The organism is Mycolicibacterium arseniciresistens, assembly GCF_030519285.1.
GTDB classification, from domain to species: Bacteria; Actinomycetota; Actinomycetes; order Mycobacteriales; family Mycobacteriaceae; genus Mycobacterium; species Mycobacterium arseniciresistens.
Genome location: NZ_JAUMSQ010000248.1, coordinates 1 through 14,208, shown reverse-complemented (window position 1 = coordinate 14,208; position 14,208 = coordinate 1). Strand labels below are relative to the sequence as shown.

Sequence of the window (14,208 nt, the reverse complement as noted above, 5' to 3'; positions counted from 1 at the left end):
GGGTCTCGTGCACCACCGCGACGAAGTCGGCGAGCGGCTGGCGGACGGCGTCGTCGAGCTCGGCGCGGGTGAGCCGGACCTCGCTGCTGCGGCCGGGCAGATCGGCGGCGAGCGACGTGACGGCCGCCGAGGACAGCCGTTCCTTCGCGGCGCGGCACTGCCCCCTCAGCCGGGTCAGCGATCCGATCGCCGAGGTGCCGGTCAGGTCGACGTCACCGGCCGCCGACAGGTCGTTGATGACACGGGTCAGCAGGGCCTGGTCGATGGCCGCGCCGGAGAAGTCGGGATGCCGGACGGTGGGGCCGATGGGTGTGAAGCCGTTGCCCGCGTCGGCCAGCGTGATGCTGGTGCCGGTGCCGCCGAAGTCGCACAGCGCGACGACGCCGCTGGTGGGCAGGCCGGGATCGTCCTGAAGGGCGGTGAGCGCGGTGGCGGCGTCCGACACCACGACCGGTGCGGCGCCGAAGTCGGGCACCGCCGCCAGTGCGCCACGCAGCGCGTCGACGGTAGCCGGACGCCAGTGCGCGGGGTGGCTGACCGCGACCGGGTCCGCGGGCGCCTGCCCGCGGGTGAGTGCGCGCAGCAGGGCCCGCAGTGCGTCGGCGAGCACCACCTCCCCGCGGTGCGATGTGCCGTCGGCGGCGACGATGCCCACCGGGTCGCCGACCCGGTCGACGAAGTCGGTGAGGATCAGCCCGCGTTCGGTCAGTTCGGGGTTCTCGCTGGGCACGCCGACCTCGGCGGGCCGGTGCGGGTACTGCGTCAGCACCGGCGACCGCGTCAGCGCGGTGCGTCCGACGACGACCGCGGTCAGCCTGGTCGCCCCGACCGACAACCCCAGCCCGTCTGCCATGTCACTCCCTCGAGATGGACCCCGTTCAGTTGTCCATCTCGCGCGGCGGGGTCGGCGTTACTCAGCGAATTGTGCCCGCACCGGGGATGAGTGGTAAATCCAGGGCGGTCACCCAGCCCGGCGAGAGGTCGTTGACCGCGGGCACCGCATTGAGCGCGCGCATGCCGGTGGCCAGGCAACCCGCGGCCGCGGCGTCGCGCCCGGACCCGTCGGTGAAGCGGAACGCCGTCTCCTGGGAGATGCTGGGCGTGCCCTCGATGTCGACCCGGTAGACGTCGTCCCGGCTGCCCGTCGGCCAGTCCGGGGCGGCGTCGCCACCGATGCGGTTGACGTGTTCCAGCTGGATCCGGGTCTCGCCCCGGTACACCCCGTTGATCGTGAAGCGCACGGCGGCGACGTTGCCCGCCGCGATGACGCCCTTGGCGGTGGTGCGGTCGGTGGGCGTGACCCACTTGTCGTAGGTGGTGGTGATCTCGTCGAGCATGATGCCCGCGGCATGAGCGATCATCGGAACCGTTGCGCCCCAAGCCATCACCAGGATGTCGGAGGTCTCGAGCAGTGCGCGCTTCTCCGGTGGGCGGCCGATGCCCATCTCGAATTCGTAGTCGCCGGTGTAGTTGGTGTAGTCCAGCAGCTCCGAGGCACGCACCGTGCGGACCTCCGAACACAGCCCCATCAGGGTCAACGGGAACAGGTCGTTGGCGAAGCCCGGATCGATCCCCGTGGTCAGGCACGATGACTCGCCCAGTTCGCAGGCCTCGGTGACCGGCACGATCCAGTCCGGCGGATTGAGGTGCATCGTCGGCCACACCCACGGCGTCATCGCCGTGGAGCACACGTCGATCCCCGCGCGCAGGAAGCGGGCGATCAAGGCGATGTTGTCGCCCGCATGGGCGGCGGTCGGGCCGTAGTGCACCAGTGCGTCGGGGGCCAGCGCGATCAGCGCGTCGACGTCGTCGGTGGCGGCGACGCCGACCGGTTCGCCGAGCCCGCAGATCTCGCCGACATCGCGGCCGACCTTCTCCGGACTGCTCACCCCGACCCCCACCAGATCGAACAGCGGGTGCCGGACGATCTCGGCGATCACCATCTTCCCGACGAACCCCGTGCCCCAGACCACGATCCGCTTGGCCATCGATCACCTCTTCTGTCTCGCCGGCTAGCCGTCCTCACCCTAGGCGGGAATGATTCATCCGCGTCGGCGCTTGTCGATGACACACCCGAGCGAGAGGTTCACCCGATGACCGCAGCAATCGAAGGTCCGCTGAGCGGACGGCGCGCGCTGGTGACCGGCGGATCGCGGGGAATCGGCGCGGAGATCGTCCGGCGACTGGCCCTCGACGGCGCGGCGGTGGCGTTCACCTACGGCGCATCCGCGCGCGACGCGGACAACGTCGTCGTGGAGATGTCGAGAGCGGGCGCCAGGGTGCTGCCGATCCGCGCCGACAGCACAGACGTCGGCCAGATCGCCTCGGCCGTGCAGGAGACGGTGACCCGCCTGGGCGGGCTCGACATCCTGGTCAACAACGCAGGCGTGGCCGCCTTCGGCGACATCGAGACCTTCCCGCTCGAGGAGTTCGACCGACTCGTCGCGGTCAACGTGCGCGGGGTGTTCGCCGCCATCCAGCAGACGGTGCCCCATCTCGGCGAAGGCGGCCGGATCATCAACATCGGCAGCATCAACGCCGACCGGGTGCCGGGTCCGGGTCTGGCCGTGTACTCGATGACCAAGGCGGCGGTGGCCGGCCTCACCCGTGGGCTGGCCCGCGACCTCGGGCCTCGCGGCATCACCGTCAACAACGTGCAGCCGGGCCCGATCGCCACCGACATGAACCCCGAGGAGGGCGAGTTCGCCGACCTGGCGCGACAGACGATCGCCGTCGGACACTACGGGCACACCCGCGACGTCGCCGGAGTGGTGGCCTACCTGGCCGGACCCGACGCCGGCTACGTGACCGGAGCGAACTGGAACGTCGACGGCGGCTTCACCGCCTGAGCACTCCCTAGAAGCAGCGGCGGAGGCCACCCGGCTCGCAGACCAGCGGGTAGCGGTCCACCGGGATCGGCAGCGGCTGCTTGAAGGCCAGCGTGAACGGCGTCGACGTCATCGCGGGTTGCAGTCCGCACACCGCGCCGTGGATGGACTTGCGGGTGCCCGCCAGCGTGACCCCGCTCCACGAGAAGACCTGCTCGACCGCTGCGGTGGACCCGTCGGGGCACTTGAGCCCGTCGCTGACCTTGCGGGTCGTCGTCCACAGCCCGTTGGTCATCAGGGCGTCCGAGCCGGTCTGGCGTTCGGGCGTCACGTGCAGCCGGCATGCGACCGGCAACCACAGCGGTTCGCGGAGGTCGCCGACCGTCGGCACACAGGACGGGAAGATCGTCCAATCGACACCCGCCTGGCCGCCCTCGTTGTACGTGTAGACGCCCTGCAGGATCTCCGGCGGAGCGTCCGGCGGCTGCGCCTGCGCGACGGGGGCCCAGCCGACCGCCGAACCGGCGAGCATGACGGCGGCGGCGAGCGCGCGACGGAGTCTCATGAGCGTTGAGTATCGCAGCAGTGCCGTGGCTCGTCACCGGTTTGCCCGTCGCCGCATTCGGGAGCCGGGCGTTTCGGGGCGGATGATCAGCGGGTAAGTGATCTTGGATCATCCGCATGAGCCCTGGAGATGGCGTGACCCGTAGACCGATCGTGCTCGGCGGTCTGATCGCCGCCGTCGTCGCCCTGGTGCTCGGCATGACGTCCTGTTCGACGGGCGAGCGGGTCGACCTCGGCGACGAGGCGTCCGGGAACCTGATCGCGGCGATCGCCGGGGAACCCGACCAGCTCGACCCGCACAAGACCAGCGCCTACTTCTCGTTCGAGGTGCTGGAGAACGTCTTCGACACGCTCGTCGAACCCGACGCCGATCTGGAGATGCGCCCGGCGCTGGCCGAGTCGTGGGACGTCAGCCCCGATTCCCGGGTGTGGACGTTCCGCCTGCGGCGCGGCGTGACGTTCCACGACGGCAGCCCGTTCACGGCCGACGACGTGGTGTATTCCTACCGGCGCATCATCGACGAACAGCTCACCAACGCCGACAAGTTCAGCGCGGTGACCGACATCCGCGCGCTGGACCCGTCGACCGTGCGGATCACGGTCAAGACGCCCACCCCGAATCTGCTGACCAACATCGGCGGCTTCAAGGGCATGGCGATCGTGTCGAGGGCGAACGTCGAGAGCGGGCGCATCGCCACCCACCCGGTCGGCACCGGACCGTTCTCCTTCGCGGGTCAGCGCAGCGGCGACTCGATCACGCTGAAGGCCAACCCGTCGTATTGGGCGGGACCGCCGAAGGTGTCGGGCGTGACGTTCCGCTTCATCTCCGAACCGTCCACGGCGCTGGCCGCGCTGCAGGCCGGCGAGGTGGACTGGACCGATTCGATCCCGCCCCAGCGGGTCGCCCAGTTGCGCGACGACGGCTCCCAGCGGCTGGCGGTCACGCCGAGCAACGACTACTGGTACCTCGCGCTGAACGAGGCCCGTGACCCGTGGCGCGACCCGCGGGTGCGTCAGGCCATCGCCTACGGCATCGACCGCGATGCGATCGTGCAGGCGACGAGCTACGGCACCGCCGCGCGCAACCAGCTCGCGATCCCCGAGGGCAACCCCTGGTACACACCCTTCGACACCTACCGCTACGACATCGACAAGGCGAAAGACCTGCTGGCGCAGGCGAATGCCGCGCCACAGCGGATGGACATGCTGGTCACCAGTGAATACCCGGAGACCGTCACCGCCGCGCAGATCATCGCCGACAACCTCGCCCCGCTCGGCATCACCGTCGACATCCGCACCGTCGACTTCGCGACGTGGCTCGACGAGCAGAACAACGGCAACTTCGACATCCTGATGATGGGCTGGCTGGGCAACATCGACCCCGACGACTTCTATTACGCCCAGCACCACACCGACGGGACGAGCAATGCGCAGAAGTTCTCGAACGCCGAGGTGGACCGCCTGCTCGACCGGGGCCGCGTCGAGACCGACCGCGGCGCGCGCCGCGACGTCTACGCCCGCGCCGCCACGATCATCGCCGACCAGGTCAGCTACCTCTACCTGTACAACCCGTCGGTGATCCAGGCCTGGTCGAACGACCTGTCGGGGGTCGAGGCCCGCCGCGACGGCGCGGTCCGATTCCGTGCGGCGCAGCTGGTGGGAGGGGAATCGGCGTGAGCGCGTTCATGTCTCACCCCGTGCTGCGCTTCCTCGTGCGCCGCGTGCTGTACTCCCTGGTGGTTCTGCTCGGGGTGCTGGTGGTGGTGTTCGCCCTGGTGCACCTGGTGCCCGGCGACCCGGTGCGCATCGCGCTGGGCACCCGCTACACCCCGCAGGCCTACGAGGCGTTGCGCTCGGCGAGCGGGCTGGACCGCCCGATCGTCGTGCAGTTCTTCAGCTACCTGGGCAACGCGATCACCGGCGACCTCGGCGTGAGCTTCCGCAACGGCGACCCGGTGACGGTGACGCTGCTGGACCGGCTGCCCGCGACGCTGTCACTCGGTCTGGTCGGCGTCGTGGTCGCGCTGGTGATCGCGGTGCCCGCCGGCATCTACTCCGCGCTGCGCGAGGGACGGCTCAGCGACACCGTCGTCCGCATCACCAGCCAGTTCGGGGTGTCGGTGCCGGACTTCTGGCTGGGGATCCTGCTCATCGCCCTGTTCGCCACCACGCTGGGCTGGCTGCCCACGTCGGGATACCGCCCGCTGTTCGACGACCCGGCGGGCTGGCTGCGCCACATCGTGCTGCCGGGTCTCACCGTCGGTCTGGTCGCGGCGGCGATCATGACGCGCTACATCCGCTCGGCGGTGCTCGAGGTGGCCTCGGCGGGGTACGTCCGCACCGCCCGCTCCAAGGGGCTGCCGCCCCGTGTCGTCACGTTCCGCCACACCGTGCGCAACGCCATGATCCCCATCCTGACGATCACCGGCATCCAGCTCGCCACCATCCTCGGCGGAGTCATCGTCGTCGAAGTGGTGTTCGCGTGGCCCGGACTGGGGCGGCTGGTGTTCAATGCCGTTGCCGCGCGCGACTATCCCGTCATCCAGGGCGCGGTGCTGCTGATCGCGGCGCTGTTCCTGCTCATCAACCTCATCGTGGACGCGCTCTACGCGGTGGCCGACCCGAGGATCCGGCTGTCATGACCGATCCCGTGCAGACGGCCGGCGACAGCGGGAGGGTGGCGTCCTGGCGGCTGCTGCTGGGCAATCCCGTCACCCTGTTCTCCGCGGCGGTGCTGGCGGCCGTCGTCGTGGTCGCGGTGTTCGCCGGGTGGCTGGCGCCCTACGGCGTCAACGACATCGACGTGCCCAGTGCGCTGCAGTCCCCCAGCGGCGCACACTGGTTCGGCACCGATGAACTCGGCCGCGACGTGCTGTCCCGGGTGCTCGCGGCCGTTCAGGCGTCGATGCGGGTCGCGGTGGTCAGCGTGGTGTTCGCCGTCGTGGTCGGCGTGACGATCGGTGTGCTGGCCGGCTATCTCGGCGGCTGGGTCGACACGGTGTTCATGCGCGTCGTGGACGTGATGTTCGCGTTCCCCGTGCTGCTGCTGGCACTGGCCGTGGTCGCCGTGCTCGGGCCCGGCGTGACGACGACGATCCTGGCGATCGGCATCGTCTACACGCCGATCTTCGCCCGCGTCTCGCGCGCCAGCACCCTCAGCGTGCGGGTGGAACCGTTCGTGGCGGTGTCCAAGACCATGGGCACCGGCCACCTGTACATCCTCGGCCGCCACATCCTGCCCAACATCGCCGGACCGCTGATCGTGCAGACGTCCCTGTCGCTGGCGTTCGCGATCCTGTCGGAGGCGGCGCTGTCGTTCCTCGGGCTGGGCATCCAGCCGCCGCAGCCCTCGCTGGGCCGGATGATCTTCGACTCTCAGGGTTTCGTGACGCTGGCGTGGTGGATGGCGGTGTTCCCCGGGGCGGCGATCTTCGTGATCGTGCTGGCGTTCAACCTGCTGGGCGACGGGTTGCGCGACGTGCTGGACCCGAAGCAGCGCACCATGATCGAGGCCAGGAGGAAGCAATGAGCGGGCCCGTCCTGGATGTGCGTGACCTGCACGTGCGCATCGGCGGGCGGGACATCGTGCGCGGCATCTCCTTCGACGTGGCGCGCGAGCAGACCGTGGGGATCGTCGGCGAGTCCGGCTCGGGCAAGTCGATGACGGTGCTGGCGGCAACCGGCCTGCTGGACGCGCCCGGCGCCTCGGTGACCGGGTCGAGTTCCCTTGCCGGAGAACACCCCGTCCAGCTGATCGGGGCATCGGCGCGGACGCTGCGCGCCGTGCACGGCGGCCGCATCGGGTTCGTGTTCCAGGACCCGGGCACGTCGCTGAATCCGCTGCTGACGCTCGAGCGGCAGATCACCGAGTCGCTGGAGACGCACCGCAACATGACGCGCAGGCAGGCCCGCGGCCGCGCGCTGGAACTGCTGACCGCCGTCGGGCTGCCCGATCCGGAGTCACGGCTGCACTCCTATCCGCACCAGCTCTCGGGTGGCCAGCGCCAGCGGGTGATGATCGCGATCGCGCTGGCGTGCGACCCCGAACTGCTGATCGCCGACGAGCCCACCACCTCCCTCGATGTCACCACCCAGGCGCAGATCATCGAACTCGTTCGCGACCTGCAGCGCGACTTCGGCGCCGCGGTGGTGTGGATCAGCCACGACCTCGGGGTGATCGGTCAGGTCGCCGACGACGTCACGGTGCTGCGGCAGGGCGAGGCCGTGGAGCAGGCGCCGGTCGCCGACGTGTTCGCCCGTCCGCAACACGAATACACCCGCACGCTGCTGGCGTCGCGGCCGCTGCTCGGGGGCGGCGCACCCGCCCCCGCACCGGCGGAGTCCGCCGCGCTGCTCACCGTCGAGGGGCTCGACGTGAGATTCCCCGTGACGACGCCGACGGGCCGTTCGACGGTGCACGCCGTCAAGAATCTGTCGTTCACCGTCCGGCGCGGCACCACACTGGGACTCGTCGGTGAATCCGGTTCCGGCAAGTCGACTGTCGCCGCGGCGCTGACCGGGTTGGTCACACCCGATGCCGGCACCGCCACGCTCGGCGAGACCGATGTGTTCTCCGTCAGGGGCGGCGACGTGAAGGCGCTGCGGCACCGGATCGGGCTGGTGTTCCAGGACCCGTTCTCGTCGCTGAACGCGCGCAACCGGGTGGGCACCGCGATCGAGGAACCGCTGCGGGTGCACAAGCTCGCCGACGGGCGCCAGGGGCGCCGCGACCGCGTCGCCGAACTGCTCGAACTGGTCGACCTCCCTGCGTCTTTCGCATCGAGGTATCCGCACGAACTGTCCGGCGGGCAGCGTCAGCGGATCAGCATCGCCCGTGCACTGGCCGGCGAGCCGGACCTGCTGATCCTCGACGAGTCGACGGCGGCGCTCGACGTGTCGGTGCAGGCCCTGGTGCTCGATCTGCTCGGCGGTCTGCAACGGGAACTGGGACTGACGTACCTGTTCATCGGCCACGACCTCGCGGTGATCCAGCAGATGAGCCACGAGGTGCTGGTGCTGCGGGACGGCGAGGCGGTCGAGTACCGGCCGGCCGCGGAGTTGTTCGCCGACCCGGAGCACGAGTACACCCGCGCGCTACTGGCCGCGGTGCCGCCGGAACGGCCACGGGCCTCGGCGTGAGAAGGTCTAGCCCATGAGCCAACTGAACGGGAAGGTGGCGCTGGTGACCGGCGCCTCGGCGGGTCTGGGTGCTGCGACGGCGAAGCTGTTCGCCGAGCGTGGCGCGTCGGTCTTCGGTATCGCCCGCGACGCCGACCGGCTGGCGGCCGTGTTCGAGGGCGTGCCCGGCGGCCGGTTCGCCCCGGTGGACATCACCACCGCGGCCGCGTGCCGGGATGCGGTGTCGCAGTGCGTCGCCGAGTTCGGCCGGCTCGACGCACTGGTCAACGTCGCCGGGTTCCACCAGATGCGGCACACCCTCGACGTCACCGACGAGGACTGGGAACGCGACCTTGCCGTGAACCTCAACGGGCCGTTCTTCCTGTGCCGGGCCGCGCTGCCGCACCTGTTGGAGGCCGGCGGCAGCATCGTCAACGTCGCCTCGATCGCCGGCATCGAGGGCGAGGTGTACTCGGCGGGCTACTGCGCGGCCAAGCACGGTCTTGTCGGGCTGACCCGGTCGCTGGCGATCGAGTTCACCTCGAACCGGTTGCGGGTCAACGCCATCTGCCCCGGCGGTATGCGCACCGCCCAGGTCACCGAGTTCGCCGCGCCGGAGAACGCGGACTGGAACCTCATCATGCGGATCGCCTCGCCGCGCGGCTTCATGGACGTGACCGACGTCGCGAAGACGATCGCGTTCCTGTCCAGTGACGACGCGGCCGCCGTGCACGGCGCGGTCTACATCGTCGACAACGGAAAAACGGCGGGCTGAACTGGCAGGATCGACGCCGTGAAGACCTCCTCCGGTGACGTCGTCGATTCGCAGGCCACGTCGGACAGCACGGCGGTGGCCGGCTCCACCGCCACCGCCAGCAGCAGCATCGTCGCCGGGTCGGCGGCCACCGTGGCCAGCACCGTCGTCGCGGGATCGGTGGCGACGACGGCCAGTGCGGGTGTCGCAGGGTCGGCGGCGACCGTGGCCAGCGCAGGTGTCGCCGGGTCGGCGGCCACCGCAGCCAGCGCAGGCGTCGCCGGAAGCATCGTCGTCGCGATGTCGATCGCGATGGCCGGCTGCGTCGGCTGCGTGGCGTGTGCGTTCTGCAAGCGTTGCCTGGCCTGCCTCGGATGCGTGGAATGCACCGATTGCGTTGGCTGCGTTGGCTGTTACAACTGTTCGGGATTGCGGGGCGCCGTCGGTCAGCGCAACGTGCACGTCTAGCTCAGCGAGGTGTGCATCAGCATCGTGCTGTAGTCGGACCACCGCGACAGCGTGAAGTAGAGGTCGCTGCCGGTCGACCACGGATGGATGTAGGGCGCGTAGATGCCGCCGGGCACCGCGGCCGACGTGACGAGGGTCTTCGCCGAACTCCACGGTCCCTCGGGTTTGTCGGCGGTGCGCATGACGACGTTGCTCACCGTGTTGGTGTAGAGCATGACGAACTTCTTCAGGTGGTCGTTCCAGGCCACCGACATCTCGCTGCCCGGCGCCCACACCACCTGGATCGCCAGGAACGGAAAACCGCGCAGCCAGCCGAACGGCGTGTGGTACTCGTAGGCCGACTTGTCCGCGACGGAGTTCTCGGCGACGCGGGACAGGAACGGCATGCCGCCGCGGCCTGCGCCGGTGCCGTAGGCGTAGACGTAGCCGCCGTGCCGCAGGTACGCCTGCATCTGAAAGTTCTGGTCCCCCCACGTGAACGGCACACCGGGCACGGTGTTGAACCAGCTGGGCCGGATGCTGGTGGCGGGCACGGTCCACGTCTCGCCATTGGTGTCCGACACCGCGACGGCCGAGAAGTTCGTCGACCACTGCCCGGGTGCACCCCACTGGCTGACGGACATGAAGTTGACGTACTGCCGGGTGCCCACCGAGATGCCTGCCGTCGGAATGATCGTCACCTCGGTGGCGGCCAGCCGCAGGCTGTCGATCACCTGCCGCGAGAAGTTCGGCCGGTTCTGCAACACGGGTGAACCCGCGAACTGGTTGCCGTACTGCGGTGCCGGGACGTCGAGGCCGTTGGCGAGGTCGCGGCTCGCGCTCCGGAACAACGTGTTGTTGCGCCACTCCTGGCCGGCCAGGTTGCAGTTGCCGAAGGTGTCGCCGAAGGCGATGAGCACCTGCCGCTGGGCGCCGGAATAGCCGTTGTCCCAAAGGATGCCGAGGTCGGCGCCGGAGATGCCGAACTTCTGATAGGAGCCGGAGCCCGGCCCCACGATCGTCTCGACCACCGTCGCCGTCGTCGCGGCGGGTGCGGCGGCCGCACGTGCCGCGGTGTTGGGGGCCACTTCCGCGTCGGCCGCCGCGGCCTCCGCCGGGGTGGTCTTCGGCGCGGGTTTGCGGCCGATCGGCAGGTGAAGCACGGGCACCCGGGGGGTCGCGGACTCGGGGGTCGCCCGGCGCGCCGAACCGCTGGAGTCGAACACGGAGCAGGGGTCCGCAGCGGCGGTCGGGCTCGTCAGAACGGGAACCACCAGCGACAGGGCGGTCGCCGATACGACGGCAAGCGATGCCAGTCGTCGCGAGGCCGGCATGACCCACCTTTCATCGGTTACTACAGAGACTGTAGTGACTGATGTGGTTTGCCCGCCCGTCGGCGTGCCGGACTGACACCGTCTCGTGACCGGGCCGACATCTTGCCGGGTGTCAGAGCAGTTTGTGCTCGATCACGGTGGCCAGCCGTGGCTTTCGCCAGCGCCCCTCCACGCGTTCGATGCGCACGCCCATCTCACCGCCCGCGATCTCGAGGGTGCCGATCTGGTTGCGGAAGTGCGGCATGGTGACCGGCCGCCAGCGCAGCCGCGGCATGCCGACCTTGGTCGTCTTAACCAACGCCCTGCCCACGGCTTCGGCCAGTTTCGTGTGCCCCAGCCGCAGCACCACCCGCTCGCTCGCCGACGGCTCCTTGCGCAGTCCGGAACACACCACCTGCCAGAACCGGGTGGCCGGCGCCGGCGCCTCCTCCTCGGGCACCTCGACCTCGGAGACCCAGCAGTGGTGCACGTCGCCGCCGAACATCACCATGGTGTCCGGCGTACGACCCCGCCTGCCCGCGGCGACGTCGATCACGAGGTCCTCGAACTTGCGGTAGCTGTCCTGGAAGCAGGCCCAGTGGTCGAGGTTGGCGGTGATGCGGACCTTCTCCCCCAATCCCCGCATCCGCCTGCCCCAGGCGCCGTCGCTGACGGCCTCCGACCACGCCTCGATGTGGTGCATGCCGTAGGGCAGCAGGATGGGCAGCGAACTGGCGAACAGCAGATGCCGGTAGTCGCCGTCCACCTTCGAGGTGATCCAGTCCCACTCCTCGTCGGTGGTGATCTGGCGGCGGCCGGTGCCGAGCTGGCGTCCGGTGCGGGCGTCGACCACGATCAGCCGGGCCGGCCCCAGGTCGCGGCACATGCTGAAATGCGAAACGCCGTCGTCCCTCTCCGCCATCTGGGCGAGTTCCTTGATCGGCTCGGCGCCCTGCCGGGTCTCCAGCACCCGCTGGAAGGTGTGGTCCTTGGCCAGCTCGTCCGGCGACATGTTGCCCAGATGCTGAAAGATCCAGTAGGCCATCAGGCCGCCGATGATGCGCGTCTCGTACCAGTCGGTCTGGCGCTTCTCCCGCAGCCATTCCAGCGAGGTGTTCCATTTGTCGTTGATCTCGTGGTCGTCGAACATCATCGACGTCGGGATCGTCGACAGCATCCACCGGACGATGGGATCGCTCCAGGCGTCCCAATAGCCGATGCAGTACTCCTCGAAGTCCTCGAGCACCTCGACCGGTCCGTTGGCGTGCACCTCGCGTTCGGCGACCATGTCCCTGATCGTGTCGTTGACCTGGTCGGCATAGAGCTGGTCGCCCAGCATCATCAGCGCGTCCGGCCACAGCGCCGACGGTTGACGCAGCATCCGCATCCCGTAGGCGCGCAGCACGTCGATGCCCTGGCCCTTGGAGTGCCACATGTGCTGGCGGGTGTAGGGCGGGTGGTGCGGCGCCGAGGCCCGGCACGACCCGAACAGCAGCCGCAGATTGCCCTCGGGCGGCATCAGCCTGATCCGCGGCTGCGGGAGCTCGTAGCCGAACGGCGGCCAGGCCTGCACGCCGTCGAGGTGGACCTCGTACGGATGCTCGACTTCCGGGTCCAGGCCGGTGACGCAGACGATGGCGAAGTGGTGGCCCTCGACCTCGAAGGTGTCGGCGGTGCTGCCGAGAACCTCGACCCGGCAGGCCTGGTCGGTCTCGACCCACACCGTGGCATCGGTCTGCCCCACATGTCGCAGGAGTGGACCTACTCGAACCTCGGGCACTCCGCCATGATGCCCGACGGCGGCGGCCCCGTCATCGCGAATGGTCGCGACCGTCAACGACTTCAAGATCGGACCGCCCGCTGCGGGCGAGCGTGAGATCGACACCACGCAGCGGCGCACTCGCGCTTCAGTCGCGTGGTGTCGATCTCACCCACTGCGTCAGGGTTGGGGCCTGCGGCGGCCCAGGTACACGGCCATACCGAGGGCGGCGAAGCCCAACGCCCCCACCGCGCCGGCCGCAGCGTAGAGCGCCACCTGCGTGCGGTCGACGGGCGAGGACTCGTCGGCGGCCAGGCGCAGCGGATAGTCGCCCGGCAGCGGTGCGGCCTGCGGTTCGTCCAGGCCGGGGAACTGCTGGGTGCGGTGCACCTCGAACTGCCGCTCACCGCTGGGATTCTGGGTCCACACCCCCCAGGCCGGCGTCGCGCCGTCGAGCAGTACCTTGCGTTCGCCGAAGCGGGCGTCCTCGCCCATGTCCACGATGCGGTTGACGCGGAACGGCTGATAGACCGCCTGCGGGTAGCGCACCTGCACCGGCACGTTGTCGTAGCGCACGAGTCGCGGGGGCTGCGGGAACGGCAACCCGGGCCGTGGGACGTAACCGCCGCCGAAGAACGTGCCGACCGCGACGTCAACCGCGGTGTCGGCGGCGCCGAGCACCACGGCGGTGAAGCTGTACGCGGCGAACTCGGCCGCCTCCAACACGATTCGCGCCAGCGGCGGGATGTACACGATGCGGGGCCGGTTCAGGTACACGTAGACGATGCGCACCGGGTTGCGGTACGGGTTGAAGAACGTGGGCCGGTAGAAGCGGTCGTACTCAACCCAGTCGCGGTTCCACTGCCGCACCTTCCGGTCCCAGTGCCGGTCCCGATCGCGGTCCCAGCGGTCCTTCTCCCAGCGGTCCTTGTCCCAGCGGTCCTTGTCCCAGTCCCAGCGGTCCCTGTCCCAGTCGTCGCGGTCACGGTCCCGCCGCTCTGACGAGAACACCGCCCTCGACAGGGTGTCCAGCTCCTGCCTCGGCGCCTCCACCACCTTCTGGACGACGGGTTCTGCGCGCCGAGCCACCTGCACGTCCTCTTCTGGGGCGAGCAGGGTCTCCGGCCGGACCTCGCGGACGGCCTGTGCTGCCTCCGGCGCGTCGGCCGCGGGCGACTTCTTCTCCGGCGACGACTTTTCCGGGGACTTCGCGGCCGGGTCTTCTGGGGCCTTTCGGGCCGGAGACCGGGGAGCTTCCGGTGATTGCCCGGCCGGAGACTCCGGGGTCTCGGGGGACTTCGGCTCCCGGGACTCCCCGCGGTCTGCCGGCGATTCCGGAGCGACCTCGCCTGGCGCCGCTGGGGCAGGCGCGACCGGCGGCGCACCGGCAGCGGGCTCCTCCACCGGCGCCGGCTTCACGGCGGG

At 69.9% G+C, this 14,208-nt stretch carries 13 protein-coding genes; 6 read left to right on the top strand and 7 right to left on the bottom strand.

Translation table 11 applies throughout. The features are described 5' to 3' along the window. Together Q2100_RS24130 and Q2100_RS24125 are read right to left on the bottom strand one after the other, a co-directional pair. Positions 1–853, bottom strand: an 853-nt coding sequence (locus Q2100_RS24130) for an Hsp70 family protein (protein WP_302916088.1), incomplete at its 3' end; no start/stop codon positions are given. A gap of 61 nt (positions 854–914) precedes the next feature. Beyond that, positions 915–1,988, bottom strand: coding sequence for an NAD(P)H-dependent amine dehydrogenase family protein (locus Q2100_RS24125; protein WP_302916087.1), 1,074 nt, complete (start codon positions 1,986–1,988; stop codon positions 915–917). Between the two features lie 105 nt (positions 1,989–2,093). Here Q2100_RS24125 and Q2100_RS24120 point away from each other — a divergent pair, with 105 nt between their 5' ends. Then, positions 2,094–2,849 (top strand): 3-oxoacyl-ACP reductase family protein, encoded by a 756-nt coding sequence (locus Q2100_RS24120; RefSeq protein WP_302916086.1) that lies wholly within the window; start codon positions 2,094–2,096, stop codon positions 2,847–2,849. Positions 2,850–2,856: 7 nt separating this feature from the next. Here the strand turns inward: Q2100_RS24120 and Q2100_RS24115 are convergent, their stop codons facing one another. Next, on the bottom strand, positions 2,857–3,393 hold the full coding sequence (locus tag Q2100_RS24115) for a hypothetical protein (RefSeq protein ID WP_302916085.1): 537 nt from the start codon (positions 3,391–3,393) through the stop codon (positions 2,857–2,859). A gap of 197 nt (positions 3,394–3,590) precedes the next feature. Here Q2100_RS24115 and Q2100_RS24110 point away from each other — a divergent pair, with 197 nt between their 5' ends. From Q2100_RS24110 to Q2100_RS24090, 5 genes are read left to right on the top strand one after another with little or no spacing between them, the layout of a single operon-like run. Continuing rightward, positions 3,591–5,069 carry an ABC transporter substrate-binding protein gene (locus Q2100_RS24110; protein ID WP_302916091.1) on the top strand — a complete coding sequence of 493 codons (1,479 nt, stop codon included), beginning with the start codon at positions 3,591–3,593 and terminating at the stop codon, positions 5,067–5,069. Between the two features lie 8 nt (positions 5,070–5,077). Continuing rightward, entirely contained in the window at positions 5,078–6,034 is a 957-nt protein-coding gene (locus tag Q2100_RS24105; RefSeq protein ID WP_302916090.1) for an ABC transporter permease, read from the top strand. Then, a complete protein-coding gene (locus tag Q2100_RS24100; RefSeq protein WP_302916084.1) occupies positions 6,031–6,921 on the top strand; it encodes an ABC transporter permease in 891 nt (296 codons plus the stop codon). The genes Q2100_RS24105 and Q2100_RS24100 overlap by 4 nt, the downstream gene beginning before the upstream one ends. Further along, positions 6,918–8,531 (top strand): dipeptide ABC transporter ATP-binding protein, encoded by a 1,614-nt coding sequence (locus tag Q2100_RS24095; RefSeq protein WP_302916083.1) that lies wholly within the window; start codon positions 6,918–6,920, stop codon positions 8,529–8,531. The genes Q2100_RS24100 and Q2100_RS24095 overlap by 4 nt, the downstream gene beginning before the upstream one ends. Before the next feature lie 13 nt (positions 8,532–8,544). Continuing rightward, a complete protein-coding gene (locus tag Q2100_RS24090) occupies positions 8,545–9,285 on the top strand; it encodes an SDR family NAD(P)-dependent oxidoreductase (RefSeq protein ID WP_269893251.1) in 741 nt (246 codons plus the stop codon). On the opposite strand, the gene Q2100_RS31785 is transcribed toward Q2100_RS24090, so the two are convergent. The 4 genes from Q2100_RS31785 to Q2100_RS24070 form a co-directional block, all read right to left on the bottom strand. Next, positions 9,252–9,617 carry a hypothetical protein gene (locus Q2100_RS31785; protein WP_328518134.1) on the bottom strand — a complete coding sequence of 122 codons (366 nt, stop codon included), beginning with the start codon at positions 9,615–9,617 and terminating at the stop codon, positions 9,252–9,254. The two genes, Q2100_RS24090 and Q2100_RS31785, sit on opposite strands and share 34 nt — an antisense overlap. Before the next feature lie 111 nt (positions 9,618–9,728). Next, positions 9,729–11,045, bottom strand: a complete 1,317-nt coding sequence (locus tag Q2100_RS24080) for a glycoside hydrolase family 183 protein (protein WP_302916082.1) — start codon at positions 11,043–11,045, stop codon at positions 9,729–9,731. A 112-nt stretch (positions 11,046–11,157) separates the two neighbouring features. Beyond that, on the bottom strand, positions 11,158–12,804 hold the full coding sequence (locus tag Q2100_RS24075) for a DUF7800 domain-containing protein (protein WP_456094145.1): 1,647 nt from the start codon (positions 12,802–12,804) through the stop codon (positions 11,158–11,160). 159 nt (positions 12,805–12,963) lie between these two features. After that, a partial coding sequence (locus tag Q2100_RS24070; protein WP_302916080.1) for a hypothetical protein occupies positions 12,964–14,208 on the bottom strand: 1,245 nt, incomplete at its 5' end.